Raw genomic sequence first — 26476 nt, 5'->3', positions numbered from 1 at the left:
TGGAGAATCGACGGAAATGATCACGCGATTGCGCAAGACGGCATTCGTCGCCGCGCTGTTCGTCGCGGTGTGGATCGCCGTGTTCGTCTGGTGGAAAACGACCCGGCATGCCCCCACAACCCGGGAGTGGGTGCTGTGCGGGCTCGTGCTGCCGGCGGCCCTCGCCGTCTGCGCGGCATGGCTGCGCCGGGGGCTCGGTCAGCATCCGGCGCTCGCGGCCGCCGCACCGCCGAGTTCGTCCGCATCGACGGACGCCTCTGCCGCGCAGGATCCGACGTCGCACACGTGGTCGGTCCTGCTGCTCGACAGCAGCGTGAGGCTGCCCACGGGGGCGACGACCGCGGACATCGATGCGGCGGCCCGGGAAGCGCGTTCCGTCGCGCTTCATCCCGAACTGCAACGCCCGGACGGAACCGGCGTATTCGCGAGCACGGTCGAATCGGTGTCGCTCGACCGGTTCGATACAAGCCTGCTTGCGACCGATGCGCAAGAAACGCTGCAGGACGAGCACTGGCGCGGGCTGCTGCTGGCCGCCGATGCGCTCGACGAATTGCGCGAGCGTCATGCCGTGTTGTCCGGCGCGGCCGCCGACACGCCACCGCTCAGGCTCCATCTGCTGATCCCGGAGCGCTGGCAACCGGTCGCCGCCACGCTTGCCGCATGGCTCGATGCACACGCGGCGCGGGAAGCCGTCGCACCGGGCATCGTACGTGCGCAACTGCGCACGGTCGCCGATCCCGTACAAGCATGGGCAGTCGTCGACGAACTGATCCAGGCGTTGCACCTGCAACCGTCCGGCGAGCTGCACGTGGTGCTCGCGTTCGACTCCACCGCAAGCCAGGACGCAGTCGACGCGCTGGATCGCGCAGGCCGGCTCTACGGTCGCGATCGGCCGAACGGCATGATGCCCGGCGAAGGCGCATGTGCATTGCTGCTCGGTCATCCCGACACGCCGCATGCGATGTCCGTCCCATCGATCCACCGGCTCGCGGCCGCGCGCCGCGCGGGTTCCGCCGATCACGGCAAGGCAGAAGCGACGACGCTCGAACAGTTGCTTGTGGCGACGGGTACGCGCTTGTCGACGCTACGTCCCGACCTGTCGGCACCCGGATTCGTCACCGACGCCGATCAACGCAGCAGTCGCCGCACCGAAGTCGTGACGGTCAGCGAGCAGATCTGGGGCGATGACGCCGCCGAGCGCAGCCGCCACCTCGGGCTCGCCAACGGGGCAAGCGGCGCGGCGCTCGCGCTCGCTGCACTGGCCGTCGCCGCCGATCACGCGACAGAGGAAGGACAAGCGGTATTGGCGGCATCGGTCAGCGACCCGCTCGCACGTGGCGTGATGCTCGTCACGCCGGCGATGACGGTCGACACCACGGCATCGGTCGCGCAATCCGGAACGGTCGACGCGTGACGCGCCGGCGAGCGCGCCGCGTCACGCGTCGTGCGAGCCCCGGTCTACAACGGTATCGAGGCGCCTGAGCGCCGCAGCCACCGATACCGCTGCCCGCGGCGATGAATCGCGACGCGTGCGGCCGACCGATCGGTCGCGCGCGACGAGCATGCCTGCGATAGACTCACTCGCAAAAGCGACATCAGCCGCAACCGATTTTCGTCGGCGGCTGTATGCGTCACCCGCGCCGCACCCAGATCACTTTCCCGTCACGAATGCCGAGATTGCGGCGCTCCTCCCGGTAATCCATCGTGCCCGGCAACGACTTTCCGTCGCGCTCGAGCACGCGCCACAGGCAGCCGCCGAGCAGCGCGGCCGCATCGGTCTCGGTCTTGCCGACCAGCGCATCGTCCGGCGCGCCGTCCGCCTTGCATACTTGCGCGGCGCCCGGCTGCAACGAGGCCCTGGCCGCGCCGCCGGCGGTGGCGTTGGGGTGCTTCGTGTCCATGTCCGCACATCCTGCAAAGGTTGCGCTCGCAACGAGTGCAACGAGCATCGCGATCGTATTCTTCATCGGTTTCTCCCTGTCTCGGCCCGGCGGTCCATGTGCGGCATTCGTGCACGACCGGGCATCGCATGATCGGTTCCCCACGCTGCCGGCCGTTTCCTGCCGGAGCCGGCCCGCGCATGGCGGCCTGTCGCGACTCGGCCGAGGCCACGTCGGCGCCCCGGCGTCGCAGGCCCGGCCTGACGCCGAACCCGCCCGCATGTTACCGCACGCGGTTCGCGGCGACGGCGCGACGCCGACACATCGTGTGCGCGCCGCGCGCGACAGCCCGCGTCGACAATCCGCTCAGAACTTGTACGTGACGCCCGCGATGCCGTAATAGTTGCTGCGCGACTGGACGATCGGGCTGTCGCCGGCGCGGCCGAGTAACCGCGTCACCCCGCCGGTCGCGAGCACCGACCAGTGCCGCGACAGCGTCCAGTTCCATGCAACCGCCATCGACGCGCTGTCGATCCCGCCGCTCGCCGAATACGGCCGGAACCGGCTCGTCATCGACTGTGCGTCGGTCACGCCGTAAAAGGTCTGCATGTAGCGTCCCGAGCCGGCGTGCACGGTGCCCGTCACGATGATCTCGTGCTGCGACGTCTTGAGCACCGGCACCGCGAGATCCACGTGCCCCGACACGCCGCGCGACGTGTGCGTCACCGGCGTATCGATCGTGACGCTCAGTTCCGCCGTGTCGAAGAACGTCACGCCGGCGCGCACGCCGACGAGCACCGAGCCCGGAATCCGGCCCATGCCCTTCAGGTAGTCGGAGCCCGGCAGGTCGAAGCGGTTCTCGTCCGCGCGGCCCGCGTCGTAGTTCACCGCCGCCGACACGAACGCCCCGTGCGGCAGGTCCAGCCGGTAGCCGGCGCCCTGCGTGCTGTCGACGAAGAAGCCATTGCCGAACGTGGCGGAAAACGACGGCGCAACGACGCCGCGATACTGTTTGCTGCCCTGGTAGCGCGGGGCGACCCCGCCGCCGAGCGACAACGAATACTGGTTTTCCGCGTGGGCGGCGGCGGCGAGGGTCAGGCCGGCGAGCGGCATGCAATAGCGGTAGCGGCGAAGGGATGGGCGCACAATATTGAGATATGAGTAACGAAGCCCGCAGTCTAGGTGCCGCCCCGCGCCGAGACTGTCCCGAATGTGCGGCGAATGTGTGCTCAATTGTGTTCGATTGTTCGCGATTGTCGCCCCGCTGCCCCGGCGGTCGATCCGCCGGATAGAATTCGCGTGCCGCGCCGCCCGTCGGTCTGCCGGGTGGGAGATGGCGCGTGCATCCCGAGGAAACCATGAACGAAGTTCCGCTCAAATACCGCGTGCTGCTGATCGAGGACGACGACCGCCTCGCGCAGCTCGTCCGCGAATACCTCGACGGCTATGAATTCGCGGTGACGGTCGTGCGGCGCGGCGACCTCGCCGTCGCGGCGGTTCGCGAGCACCAGCCGGCCCTCGTGATACTCGATCTGATGCTGCCGAATCTGGACGGCATGGAGGTCTGCCGGCGCATCCGCGCGTTCACCAACGTCCCCGTGCTGATCCTGACCGCGCGCGCGGACGTGTACGACCAGGTCGCCGGGCTCGAGACGGGCGCCGACGACTACGTCACCAAGCCGATCGAGCCGCGCGTGCTCGTCGCGCGCGCCCGCGCGCTGTTGCGCCGTGCGCAACCGGCCGCGGCGGAAACGCCCGCGGTCGCGCCCGACGCGCTCGTATTCGGCGAGCTCGCCATTTCGCCGCCGAACCGCACCGTCACGTGGCGCGGCGAGCCGGTCGAGCTGAAGACCGCCGAATTCAACCTGCTGCTGATCCTCGCGCGCGCGGCCGGCACCGTGCTGAGCCGCGACGACATCCTGAAGCAGTTGCGCGGGATCGAATTCGACGGGCTCGACCGCTCGGTCGATTCAGGCATCTCGAAGCTGCGCCGCCGCTTCGAGGATGCGTCATCGGAGCCGCACAAGATCAAGACGATCTGGGGTCGCGGCTACCTGTTCAGCCCTTCTGCGTGGGAAGAATAAATGCTGCGCCCGTTGCTTCGGTTGTACCTCGTCGTGATCCTGTTCGTCGGCGCGTCGATCATCTTCATCCAGCTGTCGTTCGACCGGATCTTCTACGAGCGCGGCGCGCAGGCGCAACGCGACTCGCTGACGACCTATTCGTTCGTGCTGAACGACTACCTCGAACGCCATCCGGGCGCGCAGCGCGAACTCGCATTGCGCGAACTCGCGCTGCACGGCCGCGAAGGGTTCGGCTTCATGTCGATGGCCGACGCACGCGCGCAACTGAGCGGCGCGCCGCTGCGCGATCTCGACGCCGGCAGGATCGCGATCAGCTACAACGGCAAGGATTACTACATGCCGCTCGCGGACGGCTCGGTGCTGCATGCGCGCCCGATCGAAGCGCCGGACCTCGACATCCGCATCTATGCGTACATGCTGCTCGCGCTCGCGACGCTGTTCGCGGTGGTGCTGTGGATTCACTATCACTGGCGCGACATTCGCAGGCTGCAGGACGCCGCGCGCGCGTTCGGCGCCGGGATGCTGTCGACGCGCGTGAAGGTGTCGGGTAAATCGAACATCTACGAGCTGTCGCAGCAGTTCAACGACATGGCCGCGCGCATCGAGGCGTCGATCAAGCAGCAGCGCGAAATGATGCACGGCATCTCGCACGAACTGAAAACGCCGCTCGCGCGACTCGAGTTCGGGCTCGCACTGCTCGCCGACGCCGACGAAACGGGCCGGATGCGCGAGCGCCGCGACGCGCTGCGGCGCGACGTGCGCGAACTCGACGAACTCGTCACCGAACTGCTGACGATCGGCCGGCTCGAACAGGGGGCGAGCGAACTCGCGCCGATGGAGGTCGTCGTCGACGCGCTGATCGACAGCGTCGCCGGCAACGTCGCGGACGATATCGCCGAGCGCGGCATCGCGCTCGACGTGTCGACGCTCGACGCGGCCGCGACCCACGTCTGCGATCCGAAGCTCGTCGCCCGCGCGCTGCTGAACCTGATCCGCAACGGCGCGCGCTATGCGTCGCGCAAGGTCGTGCTGGCCGCCGCCCGCGACCGCTCCGGTGCGCTCGTGCTGAGCGTCGACGACGATGGCCCCGGCATTCCGCCCGCCGAGCGCGCCCGCGTGTTCGAGCCGTTCCAGCGACTCGACTCGAGCCGCGACCGGCAGACCGGCGGCTTCGGGCTCGGGCTTGCGATCGTGCGGCGCGTCGCGCAGGTGCACGGCGGCGACGTGCGGCTCGAGGATTCGCCGCTCGGCGGCGCGCGCTTCGTGATCACGCTGCCCGTGCGCACGCTGCCCGACAGCCTTTTCGACGTCGCGCACGACGTCGCGACCCGGCACGCCGATGCGCGCCGCCGCAGCGGCACGCGTAGCGTCGTCCCGCTTTGACGAAACGGGCGGCGCCCCCGCCCGCCCCCTCGCCTGCCGCGCGCTGTCAGCGCCGGCGCAGCAGCGCGACGAAGAACAGGCTGCCGAACAGCGCGGTCACGATGCCGATCGGCAGATCCTCCGGCGCCGCGAGCGTGCGCGCGGCGACATCGGCCCACACGAGCAGGATCGCGCCCGCCAGCGCGGCGACCGGCAGCAGCCGGCCGTGCTCGGCGCCGACGACGCGTCGGCACAGATGCGGCGTCACGAGCCCGACGAAGCCGATCGCGCCGCTGACCGCGACCATCGCGCCCGTCGCGAACGACGCGACGACGAACACCTCGCGCCGCATCCGCGCGCTCGGCACGCCGAGCGACGCGGCGGCGACATCGCCCGACATCAGCGCATTCAGTTCGCGCCGGCGCGCATAGAGCGCGCCGCCGGCAAGCACCGCGCACACGGCCGGCACCGGCAGCAGATCCCAGCGCGCGAGCCCGACGCCGCCGAGCATCCAGAACAGCACCGACGACGCGGCGCGCTGGTCGCCGAGATACAGCAGCAGGTTGCCGAACGCGGCCATCATGAACGACACCGACACGCCCGCGAGCAGCAGCCGGTCGGATTCGAGCCGGCCGCTCCGGTAAGCAAGCGCGACCACGCACGCGGTAGCTGCAAGCGCGCCCCCGAACGCGGCGGCCGACAGCGTGAACGGGCCGAACGCGGCGCCCGCCACCACCGTGACCGCGATCGCGCCTAGCATCGCGCCCGCGCTCACGCCGAGCAGGTGCGGATCGGCCAGGCGGTTCGCGGTCGCCGCCTGCAATGCGACGCCGACCGCCGCCAGCGTCGCGCCGACGATCGCGGCCAGCAGCGCACGCGGCATCCGGATCAGCCACACGATGCTGTCGTCGCCTGCGGCGGCCGCGAACGCGTCGGCGCCGCCGAACGCGGACGCGACGTGCGCGGCGACCATCCGCACCGCGGCCGGCATCGCGATCGGCGCCGGGCCGAACGCGGCCGACACGACGATCGACACGATCAGCAGCACGGCCAGCCCCGGCAGCACCGCGCGCATGCGGAGCCGCGCCGCCTCCCCGCGCACGCTCATCGTGCCGCTGCCGCGAATGCGGCCGGATACAGCGCGCGGGCGAGTGTCTCGACGGCCGCGACGTTCTCGGGGCCCGGCGTCGCCGCATCGTACGGAATCACGACGAAGCGCCGGTCGCGGATCGCGGCCACGCGCGCGAGCGCGGGCTGGCTCGACAGGAACTGCTGCTTCTGCGCAGCCGTGACCGCCGAATAGTCGACGATCACGATCACCTGCGGATCGCGCGCGACCACGCTTTCCCAGCTCACCTGGGTCCAGCTGCGCGGCAGGTCGTCCATCACGTTGCGCGCGCCCGCCGCCGCGAGCAGCGCGGTCGGCATCGCGAGGCCGCCCGCCGTCATCGGCTTGTCGGTGCCGCTGTCGTACACGAACACGCGCAGCGGCGCCGGCCGCCCGATCGCGCGCCACACTGCCGCGAGCCGCGCGCGCATCCCGGCGACGACCCGCGCGGCGCGCGCATCGACGCCGAAGATCCGGCCGAGATTGGTCAGGTCGCGGAACACGTCGTCGAACGACGCGGCCGACTGCTTCATCACGTGCGAACACGATTCGGTCAGTTCGTACGTGCGGATGCCGAACGGCGCGAGCGTCGCGGGCGTCACCGGCCCGCCGACATGCATTCCGTAGTTCCAGCCCGCGAGATAGAAGTCGGCGCGCGCGGCGGCCAGCACTTCCAGCGACGGATACTGGCTCGCCAGTTCGGGCACGCCCCGCAATGCGTCGCGCACGCGCGCGGTGCCCGTCTTCCAGCCGCCGATGCCCGTATAACCGACGAGCCGGTCTTTCAGGCCGAGCGCGAGCATCATCTCGGTCAGGTTCACGTCGTTGCTGACCGCGCGCGTCGGCGCGCGCTCGAACGTCACGTCGCGATCGCAACTGCGCACGGTGACGGGATAGGCGAGCGCGTGAGCGGCCGCGCCGCCGAGCACGGCAGCGGCAACGAGCCGGCGGGAGATGGAGGACAGAACAGGAAACGGCATGGCGGTCATTCCGGATGAAGCGGCGTGATGCGCGGGCGGCCCGTGACGGGATGGCGATCGACGAGCGCGGCGACGCCGAACACGTCGCGCAGCAGCGCTTCGGTCAGCACGTCGTCCGGCGCACCGGACGCGACGACGCGGCCGTGCGCGAGCACATGGAGCCGGTCGCAATACGCGGCCGCGAGATTGAGGTCGTGAATCGTCGCGAGCGTCGCGATGCCGAGGCGGCGCACGCGCGCAAGCAGTTCGAGCTGATGACGCAGGTCGAGATGGTTGGTCGGTTCGTCGAGCAACAACAGCTCGGGCTGCTGCGCGAGCGCGCGCGCCAGCAGCGCGCGCTGCTTCTCGCCGCCCGACAGCGACGCGAAGCGCTGTGCGCGACGCTCGACGAGGCCGACATCGTGCAGCGCGGATTCGACGATCCGGCGATCGTCGGCCGACTCCGCATCGAACGGCCGCTTGTGCGGCGTGCGGCCCATGCCGACCAGTTCGTCGACCGTCAGCCCGAAATCGTCCGGCGTTTCCTGCTGCAGCACCGCGATGCGCTGCGCGACCGCACGCGGCCGCATGCGCCACACGTCCTGCGCGTCGAGCGCGACGCGGCCCGCGTCGGGACGCGCGTAGCGGAACACGCAGCGCAGCAGGCTCGTCTTGCCGCTGCCGTTCGGGCCGACCAGCCCGACGAATTCGCCTTTGGCCACCGTCAGCGTCACCGAATCGAGCACGTCGATCGCGCCGCCGGCAGACCAGCTCACGCGTTCGATATCGAGCATGTGGGTGACGGGACGCATGCCGTCCCGCCCTAGAAGCGCATCGTCGCGACGAGCTCCGCCGAGCGCGACGGGCCGAGCAGCCATTGCTCGCCGCCGTTCGACGTCGTCACCGCGTACGTACGGTTCGCGAGATTGCGCAGATACAGCGCGAGCTCGGTGCGTGACGTCGGCTGCCAGCGCAGCGACGCATCGAACACCGTGTATGACGGCACTTGCACGCGATTCGCGTCGTCACCGTACGTCGCGCCGACGTAGCGCACGCCCGCATCCGCGCGCCAGCGCTCGGCGAACGCCCAGCCGAGCCACAGGTTTGCCGTCTGCTGCGGCACGCCGGACGGCACGTTGCCGGCCCGCGACACCGTCGCGCCGCCGACCGTCTGGTTGAATGCGTCGTAGCGTGCCCGCAGCAGCGCGACGTTCGCATCGATCGTCCAGCCGTGCGGCAGCCGCGCGCCGCCGGTCAGCTCGACGCCGCGCGACGACTGCCGGCCGACCTGCTGGCGCAGCGCCGGATTGAACGGGTCGGTGCTGAGCAGATTGCGCTTCGTGATGTCGTACACCGCGAACGTCCAGTACGCGCGACCGTCGAGCAGCATCTGCTTGAGCCCGGCTTCCCACTGTTCGCCGGTCGCGAGCCGGTAGCCCGCCTGCGACGCGGACAGCGTCACGAGGGAGCCGACGCCCTCCGCGCCCGTCGTGTACTGCGCATACGCGCTGAACGTCGGCGCGATGTCGAACACGAAACCGGTGCGCCAGCCGACGTTCGCGAACCGCTTGTCGAAGCCCGCGCCGGTCGCCGCCTGTTCGCGGCTGAACGCGATGTGGTCGTAGCGCAGGCCGCTCACCCACGCGAGCCGCGGCAGCACGTCGAGCCGGTTCTCCGCGAATACCGCCGCCTGCCGCACGCGCGTGCCGAACTGCGGCACGGTCGGGTCGGGGCTCGTGAATACGCCGGGATCGAAGCCGTGCGCCGGCACCGACGTTTCACCGCCGTACGGCGAATTGTTGATGCCGCTGAATGTGATCCGGCTGAATTCCGTGCCGACGACGAAACGGGTCGCGCGACCGAACAGCGTGCCGTCGATGCGCGCGCTCAGCCGGTCGCCGATCTGCCGCTGATGGTGGCCGATGTCGAGATAGTCCCCGCGCGCGACGCGCCCCGTCGCCGCGTCGAGCGCATACGATTCCGCGTTGCGCCAGTGGCGGTTCGACGTCAGGTAGTAGAGCTGATTGTCGATCGTCACGCCGGGCGCGGGCCGGTAGCTGGCCGACAGGCGCGTCCACTGGTCGTAGTACGAAATCGTCGCATCGCCAACCGTGTAGTTCAGCTTGCGCAGCGACGAATCGAGCACGCCGTTCGGCGCGGGCACGCCATAGTACGTCGCGGGCATCTGGCGCCCGTAGTCGTAGTCGAGCGTCAGCGTGAGTCGCGGGCTCACGTCGAATGTCAGCGCGCCGCCGATGGCCGTCGTATGCGTGTCGGCCCGCTCGGCGAGACCGTTCGCGCGCGCATCGCTCGCGTAGAAGCGGTACGACGCCCACGGGCCGAGCGCGCCTGTCGTATCGAACGCGAAGCGCTTCGCGCCGTCGGGGCCGACGCCGGCCTGCAGCGTCGTCTCGCGCGTGCGCTGCGGCCGCTTCGGCACCACGTTCACGACCCCGCCGATCGCCCCTTCGCCGTACAGCACCGATGCCGGGCCGCGCAACACCTCGATGCGCTCGACCGACCACGTGTCGAACGGAAACGTGCTCGTGCCGGCCGCCGGCATCAGCCGCACGCCGTCGAGCAGCGTCATCACCGATTCCTGCCCGCTGAAGCCGCGCACGCTCAACGCGGTGCCGCCGGTGCCCGGCGCGATCGCGCTCGCGAAGCCCGCGGTGCGCGTGACCGCATCGCGCACCGTGCGATCGCCGCGTGCGTCGATCGTGTCGGCCGTGACGGCTTCGACGCTCGCGGGCGTGTCGAGGCTCGCGAGCCCGAGCCGCGAGCCGGTTTCGAGTGGTTGCGTCAGCGGGTCGGCCGGTGCGGACGAAGCCGTGACGTTGATCGCAGGCAGCGCGCGCCGGTCGTCCGGCGACGATGCCGCGGCTTCGGCGGCCAGCGCGCCGGTGGTCGCGATCGCGCAGCCGACCAAGGTCGTGCAACTGCGTGCCGCGCGCGTGCGCCAGGCGCTCGCGTGCCGGCGCGGCGCGGCATGGCGCCGCTCCCCGCGCGCCGGGGTGTGTCCGGTTCTCGTCACGTCGTATCGATCTTCGTTGGATGTCGTCGCACGCGAGCGGCCCGGGCAGCCGGCCGACCGGCGACGAAAACGTCAGATGATACAATATATCAACTTAATCCGTCAGGATTTTGACAGCTCGAGTTGCCGCTCCGCGCGTCTACGGCGGGAAGCCGAACTGCACCCACGGCGTGTCGGCCTGCGGCCGGTTGTGTGCCGCGAACGCGTGCATCCGCACGCGCGCGCGCTTGCCGCGCGCCTCGTCGAGGCTACCCACGACCTCGCGCGCAGAGCCCGGCTACGCGACCGCAAGCCGGTTGCACGATAGTCGCCGCACCGCTCAACCGCCGGTCTTGAACGCCGGCAACTGCTGCCCGAGCCGCGCGCCCATTTCCGCGCCGAGCGCCTGCAGGGCATTGAACGGCCGGATCATGACCTCGAACTCCACGATCCGCCCGTCGTCGTCGAAGCGGATCATGTCGATCCCCTTCAGCGCCTTGTCGCCGATGGTCGCGCCGAACTCCAGCACGACGCTCTTGCCGTCGTCGGCCGCGAACTGGCGGTGATACGTGAAATTCTCGAGGATCGTGATCACCGTGCGCAGCGCCATCAACAGCGCGGGCGCGGGCCCGTACGGCTTGAACGCCATCGGCGAACGGAACACGGCATCCGGGTGGACGATCGATTCCAGCGCGCCGAAATCCTTGCGTTCGACCATCGCATGCCATGTGTCGAGCGATTTCGCGACGGCGGGATGAACATGCAGCGGGGAATGCGTCATCGCAGTCTCCAGTCATGTGGTGGGACGGAACAGAAACAGAAACGGATCGGTATCAATCAAAGGGTCGCCGCCAGCGTCGTGCCCTGGTGAATCGCGCGCTTCGCATCGAGTTCGGCGGCCTCGTATGCGCCGCCGATCAGATGCACGCGGCATCCGGCAGCCTGCAGTTGCGCCGCCAGCTCGCGCGACGGCTCCTGCCCCGCGCAGATCACCACGTTGTCCACCGGCAGCGTCTGATCGACGCCGTCGATCGTCACGTGGAAGCCGTCGTCGTCGATCCGCCGGTATGTGACCGACGACGACATCCCGACGCCGCGCGCCTTCAGCGCGGTACGGTGAATCCATCCGGTGGTCTTGCCGAGCCCGTCGCCGACCTTCGACGCCTTGCGCTGCAGCAGGTGCACGTGCCGCGCCGCCGGTTCGGGCCGCGCTTCACCCAGGCCACCGGCATTCGCATACGACCGGTCGACGCCCCATTCGCTGAAGAACCGGTCCGCATCGACACGCTCGCCGCCGTCGCGATGAACGAGATATTCGGCGACGTCGAAGCCGATGCCACCCGCGCCGACGATCGCGACGTTGCGACCGACGGCCTTGTCGTCGCGCAGCACGTCGAGATAGCCGAGCGTCTTCGGATGCCCGACGCCGTCGATCGGCGGCGTGCGCGGCACGATGCCCGTCGCGATCACCACTTCGTCGAATTCCCCCTGCAACAGCATCTCGGCGGTCGCACGCGTATTGACGTGCAGCGCGATGCCGCGCAATTCGATCTGCCGGCGGAAATAGCGCAGCGTCTCGTTGAACTCTTCCTTGCCGGGCACCTTCTTCGCGACGTTGAACTGGCCGCCGATCTCGTCGCCGGCTTCGTACAGCGTGACCGCGTGACCGCGTTCGGCCGCCGTGACCGCGAAGCCGAGGCCGGCCGGCCCCGCGCCGACCACCGCGATCCGCTTGCGCCGCGGCGCCGGCTGGATCACGAGCTCGGTTTCATGACACGCGCGCGGATTCACGAGGCACGACGTGATCCGCCCGCTGAACGTATGATCGAGACACGCCTGGTTGCAGCCGATGCACGTGTTGATTTCGTCCGCGCGCCCTTCGCGCGCCTTGCGCACGAAATCGGCATCGGCAAGGAACGGCCGCGCCATCGACACCATGTCGCAATAGCCGTCGGCGAGCAGTTGCTCGGCGACTTCCGGCGTATTGATCCGGTTGGTCGCGACGAGCGGGATGCCGACCTTGCCCATCAGTTGCCGCGTCACCCACGCATACGCGGCGCGCGGCACCTTGGTCGCGATGGTCGGAATGCGCGCCTCGTGCCAGCCGATGCCGGTATTGAGGATCGTCGCGCCGGCCGCCTCGATCGCCTGCGCGAGCCGGATCACCTCGTCGAGCGTCGAGCCGCCTTCGACGAGATCGAGCATCGACAGCCGGTAGATGACGATGAAATTCGTGCCGACACGCTCGCGCACGCGCCGCACGATCTCGACCGCGAAGCGGATGCGGTTGTCGTACGCGCCGCCCCACGCATCGTCGCGATGGTTCGTGCGCGCGGCGATGAATTCGTTGATCAGGTAGCCCTCGGACCCCATGATCTCGACGCCGTCGTAGCCCGCGTGCTGCGCGAGCGCCGCGCATCGCACGAAATCGGCGATCGTCTCGTCGACCTCGTCGCTCGTCAACGCATGCGGCGTGAACCGGTTGATCGGCGCCTTCAGCGCGCTGGGCGCCGCGAGCGCCGGATGATAGGCGTAGCGCCCGAAATGCAGGATCTGCAACGCGATCCGGCCGCCCTCCGCGTGCACCGCGCGCGTCACGACACGATGGTGTTCGGCCTCCGCTTCGGTCGTCAGCATCGCACCGCCCGGCCCCGGACGGCCGCGCTCGTTCGGCGCGAATCCACCCGTGACGATCAGGCCGGCCTCGCCGCGCGCGCGCTCCGCATAGAACGCAGCCATCCGCTCGAAGCCGTTCGGCGCTTCCTCGAGGCCGACGTGCATCGACCCCATCAACACGCGATTCCTGAGCGACGTGAAGCCGAGTTCGAGCGGGGTCGTCAAATGCGGATAACGGGAGGTCATCGGGGCGTCTCCATTTTTATGCAACAAGTTGCACAGATGGTAGCGCGTCGATTTTGTTTATGCAACATGTTGCACAAAGAGGCCCCACCGTTTGTGCCGCGGCACCGATATGGCAAGATTCGGTTCATTGCGCAGCCTTCCCCGATCCGACATGTCCCTGCCTCACGCGCTTCTCACCGCCCTCGCCGAACGCCCCGGTTCGGGGTCCGAGCTCGCCGACCGTTTCGATCGATCGATCGGCTATTTCTGGCAGGCGACGCACCAGCAGATCTATCGCGAACTCGGGCGTCTCGAGGAAACGGGCTGGATCGAATCGCTGCCCGCCGAGTCCGGCCGCGGCCGCAAGCGCGCGTACCGGATCCTGCCGGCCGGCAAGAAGGAATTGCGCCGCTGGATCGCCGAACCGGAAGATCCGACGCCGCTGCGCGAGGCGTTGATGGTGCGCCTGCGCGCGGAAGCCGTGCTCGGGCCGGCCGGCCTCGAGGACGAGATCCGGCGACGCATCGCGCTGCATCAGGAAAAGCTGGACTTGTATCTGCAAATCGAGGCGCGTGATTTTTTGGCGGCCGGCGATCCGGCGGACGGCGCTTCGGTGGCCGGCGATTCGCGCACGAAGCGCCTGCAGCATCTGGTGCTGCAGGCCGGCATCGCGAACGAACGGTTCTGGGTCGAGTTTTCGCAGCACGCGCTCGACACGCTGCGTTTGCCGAAGGATTGAAGCCGCTGCGGCGTTCGCTTCAGCGCCGATCGACATCGTGCGCCCGACTGTCGGGTCGCGACGCCTTTACAATCGATCGCACCGCGCCCGCTTTCGTGAAGCCCAGGCCGCGCGGCCTGCGTCGAAGCAGCGCGCGGCGAAACCGGATCACGCGTCCGGCAAAATCACCACCTTGCCCTTCACCCGCCGGTTCGCCATCCGCGCGATCGCATCGGCCGCGCCGTCCAGCGACACGCGTTCGGTGATCGTGGGCCGCACCTTGCCGGCCGCGAACCATTCGGCGAGCAGCCGCATGTTCGCCGCATGCTGCGCCGGATCGCGACGCACCGCATCGCCCCAGAACACGCCGAGAATGTCGCGCTCCTTCAGCAGCGCGAGGTTCAGCGCAAGCTTCGGGATCTCGCCGGCCGCGAAGCCGACCACGAGAAACCGGCCGCGCCACGCGGTCGCACGCAGCGCCGCTTCGCTGTATGCGCCGCCCACCGGATCGTAGACGACGTCGGCGCCGCGCCCGCCGGTCAGTTCGTCGACGCGGCGGCGCAGGTCCTCGGTCGCATAGTCGATCGTCTCGTCGGCGCCTGCCTCGCGGCACAGCGCGAGCTTGTCCGCGCTCGACGCCGCCGCGATCACGCGCGCACCGAGCGCTTTCGCGATCTCGATCGCGGCGATCCCGACGCCGCCGGCCGCGCCGAGCACGAGCAGCGTCTCGCCCGCCTGCAGACGCGCCCGCTGCTGCAGCGCGTGCAGCGACGTGCCGTACGCGAGCACGAGCGCCGCGCCCTGCTCGAACGTCATGTCCGGCGGCAGCGCGGCGAGCTGGTGCGCGTCGGCCACGCACTGCTGCGCGAACCCGCCGTGGCCGGTAAACGCCATCACCGAATCGCCGGGCCGCCATGCCGTGACGCCCTCGCCGACCGCGTCGACCACGCCGGCAAACTCGGCGCCCGGCGAAAACGGCAGCGCCGGTTTCACCTGATACAGCCCCTGGACGATCAGCGCGTCGGGGAAGTTCAGCGACGCCGCCTTCACCTGGATCCGGACTTGTCCGGCAGCCGGTTCGGGAATCGCGACGTCCGCGATGCGCAAACGGTCGATCGGGCCGAATGCGGTACACAACAGGGCTTTCATGCGCTTATCTCTCCTTGCGCGGCGTGGCCGGGCATCGGTACGGTGTGCGGGACATCCCCGCGCGGCCGGTTCACGACGCGTATGCGATGCCCGACGGCATCGGCAACATCGTCAGCATTCCGGAATGTCGTTGAAGCCACGGTCAGAACCACGCATCGCGCATGTCGAGCGTCGTCGTGTCGACGCTCGACAGCAGGTCGAGCTGTGCATCCACCTTCGGCAGTTCCCAGCGGAAAAAGTACCGGGCCGCCGCGCGCTTGCCGTCGTGGAAATCGCCGTCGCGCCCGTGCGCGGCGAGCGTCACGTCGAGCCACAGCCACGCGACGACGAGATGGCCGAACGCTTCGAGATACACGCTCGCGTTCGCGAGCCGCGTCTGCGGATCGCCGATCGCGCCCAGTTCCCGCGTGACGTCGCCCAGCCGCGCCCAGCGCCGCGCCAATGCATCGGCCTGCTCGCGCGTGCCGGCCTCCAGCGCTTGCGCGCGCTCGACGGTCGCGCCGACGCGTGCATCGAGTGCGCGCAGCGACGCGCCATCGTCCTGCACGACCTTGCGGCCGAGCAGATCGAGCGCCTGAATGCCGTGCGTGCCTTCGTGAATCGGGTTCAGGCGATTGTCGCGATAAAGCCGTTCGACCGCATAGTCGCGCGTGTAGCCGTAACCGCCGTGCACCTGGATCGCGAGATCGTTCGCGGCAAGACACCATTGCGACGGCCAGCTTTTCGCGATCGGCGTCAGGATGTCGAGCAGCCGCGCGGCATCGGCGCGCACCGTCGCATCGTCGTGCGCACGCGCTTCGTCGACGCGTTTCGCGCAGTACAGGATCAACGCGAGGCCGCCTTCGACATACGCCTTCTGCGCGAGCAGCATGCGGCGCACGTCCGGATGGTCGACGATCGGCGCCTGCGGCGCGGCCGCATCCTTGCCGGCCGGCCCGAGCGGGCGCCCTTGCGGACGGTTGCGCGCGTAGTCGAGCGCATGCAGATAGCCGGTGTAGCCGAGCGCCACCGCGCCCGCGCCGACGCCGATGCGCGCTTCGTTCATCATGTGGAACATATAGGCCAGCCCGTGATTCGGCTGACCGACCAGGTAGCCGATCGCGCCCGCGCGCCCTTCCGGCCGGTACCGCGTCCCTTCGCCGAAATTCAGCAGGCAGTTGGTCGTGCCGCGATAACCCATCTTGTGGTTCAGCCCGGCGAGCACGACGTCGTTGTGCTCGCCGTTCGCGCCGCCATCGGCACCCGTCAGAAACTTCGGCACGATGAACAGCGAGATGCCGCGCGTGCCGGGCTGCAGCCGGCCGTGCTCGTCGGGAATCTTCGCGAGCACGAGATGGACGATGTTCTCCGCGAGCTCGTGCTCGCCGCCGGAAATCCACATCTTGTTGCCGGTCAGCCGGTAGCGCGCACCGAGCGGCGAATCGCATTCGAAATCGGCGCGCGTCGCAATGTCGGACAGCGACGAGCCGGCCTGCGGTTCGGACAGACACATCGTGCCGAGGAAGCGCCCTTCCAGCTCCGGGCGCGCAAACGCGTCGATCTGCGCGGCGCTGCCGTGCGCGACGAGCAGGTTCGCATTGGCGACGGTCAGGAACGGATACGCGGCCGTCGCGATGTTCGCGGCCTGGAAGAACAGGAACGACGCGGCTTCGACCAGTTTCGGCAAGCGCATGCCGCCGAGCGCTTCGTCGTGGCCCGCGGCGATCAGCCCGGCGTCCGCGAACGCGCGCACGGCCGGTTCGACTTCCGGGATCAGCGTCACGCGTTCGCCGTCGAACCGCGGCTCCTCGCGATCGCCGCGCGCCGCGTGCGGCGCGAACAGGTCTTCGGCGATACGCTCGCTGGTGTCGAGCACCGCATCGAAAGTCTCGCGACTGTGCTCCGCATAGCGCGGCAGCGCGACGAGCGCTTCGGCGTCGAGCCAGTCATACAGCAGGAACGCAAGATCGCGTCGCGACATCAACAGGCTCATCGTGCTGCCTCCCGGGGTGCTGGCCGTGCCAGCCGAATGAAGGGTTGCGTGACGCCAAGTGCTGGCAGGAATTTAGCACGGTCGTTCGCAAACGACAACGACGCGCCTGCTCGTCCGCGTATCCGGGAAGTGGGCCGGGCCGCACGGGGCGACCCGGCGCGGGACAGCCGTCGCGTCAGCCCGCCTGCGGCTTCGCGAGCTGATCGGCAACCGGCAGGCTGCGGATGCGCGTGCCGGTCGCCGCGAAGATCGCGTTGGTCAGCGCCGGCACGACGGGCGGCAGGCCCGGTTCGCCGACACCGCCGAGCGGCGTCGCATAGTCGTCCGGCGCGACGAGATGCACGCGGATTTCGCGCGGCGCCTCGTTCATCCGCAGCACCTGGAAGCCGTTGAAGTTGCTCTGCTCGGGGCGGCCGTCCTTGAACGTGATCTCGCCATGCAGCGCGATGCCGAGCCCCATCACCACCGCGCCCTCGAGCTGCGAGCGCACCCGCTCCGGATTGACCTGCGGCCCGCAGTCGATCGCGATGTCGACGCGCGGCACCGAGATCCTGCCGTCCGCATCGACCTGCACCTCGCACACCGCTGCCGTGTACGACACGAAGCTGCGATGCGCGGCGATCCCGAGCCCGCGCCCCTTCGGCAGCTTGCGCCCCCAGCCGGCTTCGCGCGCGACCGTCTCGACCACGCGCCGCAGCCGGCCCGTATCAACCGGATACAGCGCCGGATCCTCGCCGTAGTTCACGTTTTTCACCGTGATGTGCGGCTCGAAACGCCGCGCGGGCCCGATCAGGTCGAGCAGGAAATCCTTCGGATCGCGGCCGGCCGCATGCGCGAGTTCCGACACGAAGCTCTGGATGCCGAACGCATGCGGGATGTTGTACACCGAGCGGAACCAGCCGATCCGCGTGTGCGCTTCGGCCGCCGGATTCTCGATCCGCACGTTCGGAATCGCGAACGGCAGATCCGCGATGCCCTGCGCGAGCTCGCCCGGCTGCTCGTGCACGACGCCGGCGCGGAACGTCGACTGGATCGACGGCGCGACCGTGCGATGCTGCCACGCGATCACCTTCCCCGCCGCATCGATCCCGCCGTCGAACGCTTCGAGCGACACCGCGTGGAAGTAGTCGTGCGCGATGTCGTCCTCGCGCGTGAACGTCAGCTTCACCGGCGCGCCGACCGCCTTCGACAGCAGCGCGGCTTCCACTACGTAATCGGGCTTCGACTTGCGGCCGAAGCCGCCGCCGAGCAACGTCACGTTGACCGTCACGCGCTCGGCCGGCACGCCGAGCGCCTTCGCGATCTCGTCGCGCGTGGTCTGCGGCGCCTGCGTGCAGGTCCACACTTCGCAGCGGCCGTCGGCCACCCGCGCCACCGCCGCGGGCGGCTCCATCGTCGCGTGCGCGAGATGCGGAACGTAGTACGTCGCGCGCACGCGTTTCGCGGCGCCGGCGAGTGCGGCCGCGGCATCGCCGTCGTTGCGGATCACGTCGCCCGGCTGCGCGGCGGCCGCTTCGAGCGTCTTGCGATACGCGGCCGAGTCGTAGCCCGCATGCGGCCCGCGCTTCCAGTCGATCTTCAACTGCGCGCGTGCCTGGATGGCCGTCCACGTATCGCGCGCAATGACGGCCACGCCGCCGAGCGGCTGGAAGCCGGACGGCAGCGGCGTCGACGCCAGTTGCACGACCTTGACGACGCCCGGCTGCTTCTCGGCGGCCGATGCGTCGAACGACGCGACCGTGTCGCCGTACGCCGGCGGTCGCGCGACGACCGCATACAGCATGCCGTCGAGCCGCGTATCGATCCCGTACCGCGCGCGGCCGCCGACGATGTCGCGTCCGTCGATCAGCGCCGTCTTGCCCTTGCCGATGTAGCGGAATTCGGCCGGCGCCTTCAACGCCACGCTTTTCGTATCGGGCACCGGCAACGCGGCTGCCTTCGCGGCCAGTTCGCCGAAGCCGAGCTTGCGCCCGCTTTGCGTGTCGACGACCTCGTGCACCGTCACCTTCACCTGACGCACGTCGACGCCCCACACGGCAGCGGCCGCCTGCGCGAGCATCGTGCGCGCGGCCGCCCCCGCACGGCGCAGCGCGGCGAAGCTCTGGCGCAGGCTGCGCGAACCGTCGGTGTTCTGGTTGCCGTAGCGCGGCTCGTCGCCGACTGCTTGCGCGACCTTCACTCGCACCCAGTCCGCGCCCAGTTCGTCGGCGACCACGAGCGCGACGCTCGTGCGTACGCCCTGGCCCATCTCGGAACGGATGCAGGTCACCGTGACGGTGCCGTCCGGTGCGATCGCAACGAACAGGTTCGGATCGTCGCGCAAGCCGTGCGGCATCCCGGCGCCGCCATACTGCGGATTCGCGCTGACGGGCGGCTGCACCGGCGCGGCCGCCTGCGCGAGCGTCGGCACGCCGAACGCGAGCAGCAGCCCGCCCGATGCGAAGCCGAGCAGCAGCGCGCGGCGGCTTTCGTTGTGGACGGAGAGTTCGGGTGCGCTCATGCATCACCTCCGCGGCGCACGGCCAGCCGGATCGCCGCGCGAATGCGCGTATAGGTGCCGCAACGGCAGATGTTGCCGGACATCGCATCGTCGATGTCGGCGTCGCTCGGATGGGGATTCGTCTTCAGCAGCGACGCGGCCTGCATGATCTGCCCGGACTGGCAGTAGCCGCATTGCGCGACGTTCAGTTCCTGCCACGCCTGTTGCAGCGGGTGCGTGAGATCCGTCGACAGCCCCTCGATCGTCGTCACGCGCCGGGACGCGGCCGCCGCGACCGGCGTGATGCACGCGCGGATCGCGACGCCGTCGAGATGCACGGTGCACGCACCGCACAGCGCCATCCCGCAGCCGAACTTGGTGCCGGTGTGGCCGAGCACATCGCGCAGATACCAGAGCAACGGCATGTCGGGATTGCCGTCGAAGTGCTGCTCGCTACCGTTGACGGTCAGCGTGATCATCATTCACCTCCTGGTTGCGATGCCCGCCGGGCAGGCATCGAGTGGGGATTCGAACGGCGCGGCGCACATTCCGAACGATCAGGCAGGCGTGGCGCCGTTTCGTCGACCGTGTCGCGTGCACGCACGGTCGGGCGGATGCCGCGAACGATGCCGTCGGCCGGTTGCCTGCGCAACCTTTCACCTTCGCCCCGGCCGGCGCTCGTCCGCATGGATCGCCGTCCGCATTATCGAACCATTTCGGATTTGACGTCGGCTCCCGGCGATTCGGGAGTTTTAGGCAAGCGGGGAGAAGGCACGGCCGGGGACCGGACGTGTCATTGGTGTGACTTCCGAGTGCGTCGGGATGCGTGCGTTCCGGGTCGCACATAGACAAACATCCGGCGACCTCGCGGCCGGACCGGATGCTTGATGGTTGCGCCGAACGCGCCGCAACGCGCTAGCGGGCGATCTTCCTCACGGCGACCGCAACGCCTGCAACCCGAGCGTGAGCGCGTTGAACGGCATCTCCGCGGCGCCCATCGAGAAGCTGGTCGTCTTCGTGGATACGCCGGGCGTGCGCATCAGCGCATGGACGATCCGCTCGCTCGCGTGGCCGTCGCCGTACGGATTGCTCGCGCGCGACATTTCCTCGTATGCGCTCTCGCTGTCGAACAGCCGCGACGCCTCCCACACGATCCGGTCCTGATCGGTGCCGACGAGCCGCGCGGTGCCGGCCTGAATCGCTTCGGGCCGCTCGGTCGTCTCGCGCGTGACGAGCACCGGCTTGCCGAGCGCCGGCCCTTCTTCCTGAATGCCGCCCGAATCCGTGATGATGAAATGCGCGCGCGACATCAGGAATACAAACGACAGATATTCCTGCGGCTCGATCAGGTAGATGTTGGGCACGCCGCCGAGCCGCGCGCGCGCCGGGTCCCGCACGTTCGGGTTCAGGTGCAGCGGATAGACGAACTGCGCATCGCGATAGCGGTTCGCCAGCGTGCATAGCGCGTCGCAGAAATGCCGGAACGGTTCGCCGAAACTTTCGCGGCGATGGCCGGTGATCAGCACGACGCGCCGCGACGGTTCGAGAAACGGGAAGTACGCGGCGATCTTGTCCGACAGCGCGGCGGTGCAATCCAGCATGCGCTTGACCTCGTGCAACGCATCGATCACGGTGTTGCCGGTCAGCGAGACCGCCCCGCCCGGCACGCCCTCGCTCAGCAGATTGTCGCGTGCCTGCCCGGTCGGGGCGAAATGCCATGACGACACCGCATCGGTCACGCGGCGATTCAGCTCCTCCGGCCACGGCGACCAGATGTCGCCGCTGCGCAAGCCGGCCTCCACGTGACCGACCGGCAGATAGCGATAGAACGCGGCCAGGCTCACCGCGAGCGTGGTCGTCGTATCGCCGTGTACCAGCACGACGTCCGGCCGAAAATCGTCGAAGACGATGCCGATCGCCTGAAGAATGCCGGTCGTCACGTCGGTCAGCGTCTGGCCTTGCCGCATCAGGTTGAGATCGTAGTCGGGCTTGATGTCGAACAGCGTCAGCACCTGATCGAGCATTTCCCGATGCTGCGCGGTCACGCACACGCGGGCGTCGACATCCGCCTGCGCCTTCAGCGCACGCACCAGCGGCGCCATCTTGATGGCCTCCGGCCGGGTCCCGAACACAAGCAAGATCTTCTTCATCGTTGTCCTCGTTTAGCCCGCTTCGCGCCTGGCGATCCTGCACGTGGCGCGAAGCATGTATTCGGGCGGCGCATCCCGTATTCGCACGCGAGCGACACGCGGCGGTGTTGCGGGGCGAGCGCACCGCTTCGTCCGCGCGGTCCGGGCCGCGCGAATCGTCGTACTACCGGCGTCCCGTTGCACTGGATCAATCACGTCATGAGTCGTTCCTCGCCGTGTCGAGCGTCACGTCCTCCCACACCAGCAATATTCAAACCAGCCGGCTCGCGTCGCGGCCCGCTTCGCTCGGCGGCCATTGCCCGCGAACGGTGCGTGACGGAATGTTTCACAACTGCTACGGACGCCCGCATCGCCGGATCGACGCGACACCGATAAACGGTCGGACGATCGCGCGATCCGTCTGACGACGTCGTCCGACGAATCGCGCATGCAGGTCGCGCCCCCGTGACGATGCGGATCGCGTTGACCTTTCGACGCGCGTTGCGTCGCCTCGATTCGCCCCTTTCGTCTGTGCAGTGCGCGGTGCGCACTCGAGCGTCGACCGTCGTCGCGCGCGCAGGATTTCATCGACATCCGACGCTGCCTTGCATCACACGAATCGGGGCGCGGGAAATGTTGCGGATGTGTAACGCGGATTCGAAACCGGCAAATACATCGGAGTCCGGTCCATTTGTCTCATGTGAAAGCAGTGCGCCGTGGTAATCGCGGGGCCGACGCATGCACGCCGACCGGCACACGACGGCCCATCATGCCAAGCCGTACCCGGCAAGCCGGCATCTGCGGCTTGGACGGCCGGGCGCCGCGCGACGCGCTCGCGGCGCGCGCCCGACCGTGCGGGGTCGGATGCGACGTGCTCATGCTGATTCGTCAGTGAATCAAAACACGCCGGCTGCACGCGCGCCGCATCCGTTCCCCGCGCGCGCGCCCTTGCTGCGCGGGGCATCGCGGCAGATGGCTCACGCCTTGCTTGATGTCGGACACGTGCGTCCCGAAGCACTCGCATCGCAGCAGACGGACGGGAACACCAAAGCAACGAAGCCGGGAGACGACGCGACACGTCCGTCCGGGGCAGCCTACAACCGCCCTGCAACGAATGCGCCATCGTTTCCCATTGACGTCCGCGCGATCCACGGAGCGCCTTCAGCTCTCATCGGTCGTCGTTGCGGGCACGGGGATGGGGACATGAAGAAAACGCTGGCGGCGTCACTCTGCGAGCAAGGCATCCTGCTGCTGATCGTGCTTGCCTGCTCGCTCATCGTGCGCGACACCGCCTCGCAGGCGATCGCCGAACCGGTCCGGTTCGGCGTGCCCGCCGCAACGACCGCAACCACCGGACTCGCGATGGAGCGCACCGCGCTCGACAGCGTGACGCTCTCGCTCGTCGCGCCGGCCTCGCCCGATACGGACACGTCGCTCGAGCCGCCACTCTCCCCTCCGCCGGGCATCGCGTTCGACCCCGAGCTGCTGCTGATACCGTGTGTCGCGTACCTGTGGCTGTTCACGCTGTTGACGTGCGCGTATGCCGCACGGCACTACGTATTCAGCCTCGACCGCCTGTTCAAGCCGCAGCACGCGCCGTACCGGACGATGACCCACGGCGACTGGCCGCGGCTCACGGTCTTCGTCGCCGCCCACAACGAGGAAACCGTCATCGTCGATTGCCTGATGGCGCTGCTGGCGACGACCTACCCGCGCGACCGACTGACGATCATTCCGGTCAACGACCGCTCGACCGACAACACGCGCGCATTGATCGACGAAGTCCGCGCACTCGCGCCCGAGCTGATCCAGCCGTTTCACCGCGAGACCGGCAAGCCCGGCAAGGCAGCCGCGCTGAAGGATGCGCTGCGCTTCATCCGCGGCGACATCATGGTGGTATTCGACGCCGACTACCTGCCGCGCCCGGGGCTGCTGAAGGAACTGGTCGCACCGTTCTTCGACCCGGAAGTCGGCGCGGTGATGGGCCGCGTCGTGCCGCAGAACGCCGACAGCAACCTGCTCGCGCGGCTGCTCGATCTCGAGCGCGCGGGCGGCTATCAGGTCAACCAGCAAGCCCGCAACAATCTCAACCTGGTGCCGCAATACGGCGGCACGGTCGGCGGCATCCGCAAGGGCGCGCTCGACGCCGTCGGCGGCTGGTGCGACGACACGCTGGCCGAAGATACCGACATGACCTACCGCCTGCTGCTGAGCGACTGGCGCACGGTCTATCTGAACCACGCCGAATGCTACGAGGAAGTGCCGGAGCGCTGGGCCGTCCGCGCGCGGCAACTGACGCGCTGGGCGAAGGGCCACAACCAGACGATGCTGCGCTATCTGGTTCCGGTGCTGCGCACCCCGCTGATCTCGCGACGCTGCCGGCTCGACGGCGCGCTGCTGCTCGGCGTGTTCGCGATGCCCGCGCTGCTCGCGATCGCCTGGAGCGCCGCGCTCGCGCTCTACCTGTTCAACGGCGTCAACTCGACCGCGCTCGGCCTGCTCCTGTCGCTGTTCGCGCTGTTCTCGTTCAGCACCTTCGGCAACTTCGGCGTGTTCTTCGAGATCGTCGTCGCCGCGCGGCTCGACGGCCGCGCGACGCGGCTGAGGCTCGTGCCGGTCAACGTCGTCGGCTTTTGCGTGACGATCGCGGCGGTCGTCTCCGCGCTGTGGGGCCTCGCGCTCGACGCCGCGTTCCGCCGCGAACTGAAATGGGACAAGACCGAGCGTTTTCGCCGGCAGTTGAAACCGGAGCGATGAGCGATGACGACCTTCAACGTGATGGTGCCGGTGGCCGGCGTGCTCAGCCTGCCGTTCCTGCCGATGCTGCATGAACTGATCCGGCGCAGCGACGTCGCGGCGCTGCCGATCGGCGACGGGCCGTTCGTCGATCAGGCGCTGCTCGCCGCGCGCTGGCACGACGCGCTGCGCGCGCACGTGGCCGGCACGCCGCCGCCGGATGCATCCGGCGCGCCGCCGTGGCAAGCGCTCGGGCTGCCCGTCGAGCATGTGGACGCGATCCATGTCGCACGCGACGCGCATCGCGACGACGTGCTCTACGCCGATCGTTCGATCACGCTCGACGACGGCGCGCGGGCCGCGTACGCGTTCGCCGACGAGCGCATCGACATTCATGCCGGCGCGACGATCGGCACGCTCGCGCATGCGCCGCTGATCGACGTCGACGACGCGGTGCTCCGCGGCGTCGTGGTCGGCGACACGGTGCGCCTGCGCGGCGCCGGCGGCTTCGCGTGCCTGTATGGCGAGCCGATCGTCTTCGGCGCGGCACCCGGCGAGCGGCCTGCCGACACACCGGCCGCCCCGCGCCGCGCGATCACGCTCACCCGTCACTTCGCGTCGCTGCCACATCGCTTCCTGCACGGTCGTTACCTGCTGCCGTGCGACGTTCGCCTGCCCGCGCACACGGTCGTGCAAGGCAACCTGATCGTCGAAGGGACGCTCGTCCTCGGCGAAGGCTGCGTGCTGCGCGGCAGCGTCAAGGCACATCGCGTCGAACTCGAACGCCGCGCATTGCTGCACGGCGCGGTATTCGCGCGCGACGACGTGTTGCTCGCCCACGCGAGCTGCATCGACGGCGTCGTGTCGGCCGGCGGCCTGCTGCGACTGACGGGTGCGCGCATCGGCGTCGCCGGTCATCCGGTCAGCGCGTGCGCGCGCGACGTATCGATCGTCAATCATGCGTGCGTGCATGGCGATCTCGTCGCGTGGCGCAGCGGCTGGTTCCACACATCCCGTTAAGGAGCGCCTCATGTCCGATCGCCCCAGCCATCGCGGCCCGCGCGTGCCGGTTGCCACCCTCGCGATGCTGTGCGGCGTCGCCTTCGGCGCGCCCGCGGCGCTGGCGGAGCAGCCGGACGATGCCGCCGCCGCGCCCGCCGTACAGCCGCCCCCCACGACCGTCATCACGCCAAGGATGCGCGACGAATCGATGTTCGTGCGCGTGGAGGCCGAAGGCCTGCCGGACGGCGTGCCGCTCGCCGAGTTCACGCCCGAGGATACGAACCGGCCGCCGCTGCCCGATGCAGTCGTCACCCATGTTCAGGCGCCGCAGGAATCGCACACCGAGCTGTCGCTCGGCTATTCGAGCGCACATCTGACGCACGGCTACGGCGACTGGTACGGCGTGCACCTGCGCGGCGTCTATCAGGACGGCAGCCGCACCGTGCTCGGCGAACTGGCGCAACTGCACCGCTTCGGCGAGAACACGCAGCTCGGCGCGCTGACCTACGTGCAGAACCTCGGCCCCGACTGGTTCGGCGGGATCGGCTTTTCCGGCACCACGTCAGGCACGATCCTGCCGAGTGCGCGCATCGACGCGTCGATCAACCGCAAGCTGTTGCCCGATCGTTCGCTGGTCGTGTCGCTCGGCGCCGGCTACGCATGGAACCGCAGCGGCCACCGCGATCAGCTCTATCACGCCGGCGTGATCTGGTACGCATTGCCGAAGTGGATTTTCGAGGCGGGCGCGAACTATACGGTCGATTCGCCCGGATCGGTGAAGGCGCCCGCCTACTACGGCGCCGTCACCTACGGCGAAGTCGGCAAGAGCGTGATCGTGCTGCGCGGCGGCGTCGGCCGCGAAGCGTATCAGGTCACCGGCTCGGGCTCGCAGATCGCGGATTTCCGCAGCCACGAGATCACCGCGAAATGGCGCTACTGGGTCACGCGCAAGTGGGGAACGCAACTCGAATTCGCCTACTACCACAACCCGTACTACTCACGAATCGGCGGCGAGCTCAGCGTCTTCTATCGCTGGTAAGCGGG

20 protein-coding genes are annotated in these 26476 nt (G+C 69.1%); 7 read left to right on the top strand and 13 right to left on the bottom strand.

The window, feature by feature from the left end; all coding sequences use genetic code 11:
• Nucleotides 1-16: 16 nt before the first annotated feature.
• Entirely contained in the window at nt 17-1414 is a 1398-nt protein-coding gene (locus CFB49_RS06705) for a hypothetical protein (protein WP_089490939.1), read from the top strand.
• A gap of 217 nt (nt 1415-1631) precedes the next feature.
• Here CFB49_RS06705 and CFB49_RS06700 read toward each other — a convergent pair whose 3' ends face one another.
• Both CFB49_RS06700 and CFB49_RS06695 read right to left on the bottom strand, forming a co-directional pair.
• On the bottom strand, nt 1632-1967 hold the full coding sequence (locus tag CFB49_RS06700; protein WP_089490938.1) for a hypothetical protein: 336 nt from the start codon (nt 1965-1967) through the stop codon (nt 1632-1634).
• A gap of 279 nt (nt 1968-2246) precedes the next feature.
• Entirely contained in the window at nt 2247-2993 is a 747-nt protein-coding gene (locus CFB49_RS06695) for a MipA/OmpV family protein (RefSeq protein ID WP_069617166.1), read from the bottom strand.
• 245 nt (nt 2994-3238) lie between these two features.
• Here CFB49_RS06695 and CFB49_RS06690 point away from each other — a divergent pair, with 245 nt between their 5' ends.
• Together CFB49_RS06690 and CFB49_RS06685 are read left to right on the top strand one after the other, a co-directional pair.
• Nucleotides 3239-3964, top strand: a complete 726-nt coding sequence (locus CFB49_RS06690; protein WP_089434864.1) for a response regulator — start codon at nt 3239-3241, stop codon at nt 3962-3964.
• Nucleotides 3965-5347 carry an ATP-binding protein gene (locus CFB49_RS06685; RefSeq protein WP_069617164.1) on the top strand — a complete coding sequence of 461 codons (1383 nt, stop codon included), beginning with the start codon at nt 3965-3967 and terminating at the stop codon, nt 5345-5347.
• Nucleotides 5348-5393: 46 nt separating this feature from the next.
• Here the strand turns inward: CFB49_RS06685 and CFB49_RS06680 are convergent, their stop codons facing one another.
• From CFB49_RS06680 to CFB49_RS06655, 6 genes are all read right to left on the bottom strand, one after another.
• A complete protein-coding gene (locus CFB49_RS06680; protein ID WP_179234865.1) occupies nt 5394-6434 on the bottom strand; it encodes a FecCD family ABC transporter permease in 1041 nt (346 codons plus the stop codon).
• Entirely contained in the window at nt 6431-7423 is a 993-nt protein-coding gene (locus tag CFB49_RS06675; RefSeq protein ID WP_089490937.1) for an ABC transporter substrate-binding protein, read from the bottom strand. The genes CFB49_RS06680 and CFB49_RS06675 overlap by 4 nt, the downstream gene beginning before the upstream one ends.
• Nucleotides 7420-8205 carry an ABC transporter ATP-binding protein gene (locus tag CFB49_RS06670; RefSeq protein WP_089490936.1) on the bottom strand — a complete coding sequence of 262 codons (786 nt, stop codon included), beginning with the start codon at nt 8203-8205 and terminating at the stop codon, nt 7420-7422. The genes CFB49_RS06675 and CFB49_RS06670 overlap by 4 nt, the downstream gene beginning before the upstream one ends.
• 11 nt (nt 8206-8216) lie before the next feature.
• Nucleotides 8217-10427 (bottom strand): TonB-dependent receptor, encoded by a 2211-nt coding sequence (locus tag CFB49_RS06665; protein ID WP_373453179.1) that lies wholly within the window; start codon nt 10425-10427, stop codon nt 8217-8219.
• 319 nt (nt 10428-10746) lie between these two features.
• Nucleotides 10747-11187, bottom strand: coding sequence for a nuclear transport factor 2 family protein (locus CFB49_RS06660; RefSeq protein ID WP_069617160.1), 441 nt, complete (start codon nt 11185-11187; stop codon nt 10747-10749).
• 56 nt (nt 11188-11243) lie between these two features.
• On the bottom strand, nt 11244-13268 hold the full coding sequence (locus tag CFB49_RS06655) for an oxidoreductase (protein WP_089490935.1): 2025 nt from the start codon (nt 13266-13268) through the stop codon (nt 11244-11246).
• Between the two features lie 151 nt (nt 13269-13419).
• On the opposite strand from CFB49_RS06655, the gene CFB49_RS06650 reads away from it, so the two are divergent.
• Complete coding sequence (locus CFB49_RS06650; RefSeq protein WP_179234864.1) at nt 13420-13986, top strand: PadR family transcriptional regulator; 567 nt, start codon at nt 13420-13422, stop codon at nt 13984-13986.
• 147 nt (nt 13987-14133) lie between these two features.
• Here the strand turns inward: CFB49_RS06650 and CFB49_RS06645 are convergent, their stop codons facing one another.
• The 5 genes from CFB49_RS06645 to wecB all read right to left on the bottom strand — a co-directional run bounded on the left by CFB49_RS06645 (nt 14134) and on the right by wecB (nt 21715).
• The gene (locus CFB49_RS06645; protein WP_069617157.1) at nt 14134-15114 is read right to left on the bottom strand and encodes an NADPH:quinone oxidoreductase family protein; all 981 of its coding nucleotides are present in this window, start codon (nt 15112-15114) and stop codon (nt 14134-14136) included.
• Between the two features lie 142 nt (nt 15115-15256).
• A complete protein-coding gene (locus CFB49_RS06640; protein WP_089490933.1) occupies nt 15257-17086 on the bottom strand; it encodes an acyl-CoA dehydrogenase in 1830 nt (609 codons plus the stop codon).
• Between the two features lie 175 nt (nt 17087-17261).
• Nucleotides 17262-19586, bottom strand: a complete 2325-nt coding sequence (locus CFB49_RS06635) for a xanthine dehydrogenase family protein molybdopterin-binding subunit (protein WP_089490932.1) — start codon at nt 19584-19586, stop codon at nt 17262-17264.
• Nucleotides 19583-20044: a (2Fe-2S)-binding protein gene (locus CFB49_RS06630; RefSeq protein WP_069617154.1), complete on the bottom strand. Its 462-nt coding sequence runs from the start codon at nt 20042-20044 to the stop codon at nt 19583-19585. Before CFB49_RS06630 ends, CFB49_RS06635 begins: the two co-directional genes overlap by 4 nt.
• A gap of 453 nt (nt 20045-20497) precedes the next feature.
• Nucleotides 20498-21715 carry a non-hydrolyzing UDP-N-acetylglucosamine 2-epimerase gene (gene wecB / locus CFB49_RS06625; RefSeq protein ID WP_069617153.1) on the bottom strand — a complete coding sequence of 406 codons (1218 nt, stop codon included), beginning with the start codon at nt 21713-21715 and terminating at the stop codon, nt 20498-20500.
• 1182 nt (nt 21716-22897) lie between these two features.
• Between wecB and CFB49_RS06615 the strand changes: the two genes are divergently transcribed.
• From CFB49_RS06615 to CFB49_RS06605, 3 genes are read left to right on the top strand one after another with little or no spacing between them, the layout of a single operon-like run.
• The gene (locus CFB49_RS06615) at nt 22898-24451 is read left to right on the top strand and encodes a glycosyltransferase family 2 protein (protein WP_089490931.1); all 1554 of its coding nucleotides are present in this window, start codon (nt 22898-22900) and stop codon (nt 24449-24451) included.
• Between the two features lie 3 nt (nt 24452-24454).
• Nucleotides 24455-25450, top strand: coding sequence for a polymer-forming cytoskeletal protein (locus tag CFB49_RS06610; protein ID WP_089490930.1), 996 nt, complete (start codon nt 24455-24457; stop codon nt 25448-25450).
• A 10-nt stretch (nt 25451-25460) separates the two neighbouring features.
• A complete protein-coding gene (locus tag CFB49_RS06605) occupies nt 25461-26471 on the top strand; it encodes a YaiO family outer membrane beta-barrel protein (protein WP_089490929.1) in 1011 nt (336 codons plus the stop codon).
• Nucleotides 26472-26476: the final 5 nt, after the last annotated feature.

The organism is Burkholderia sp. AU17457 (genome assembly GCF_002223255.1).
Lineage (GTDB): Bacteria > Pseudomonadota > Gammaproteobacteria > Burkholderiales > Burkholderiaceae > Burkholderia > Burkholderia sola.
This window is presented reverse-complemented; position numbering and strand designations above follow the sequence as displayed.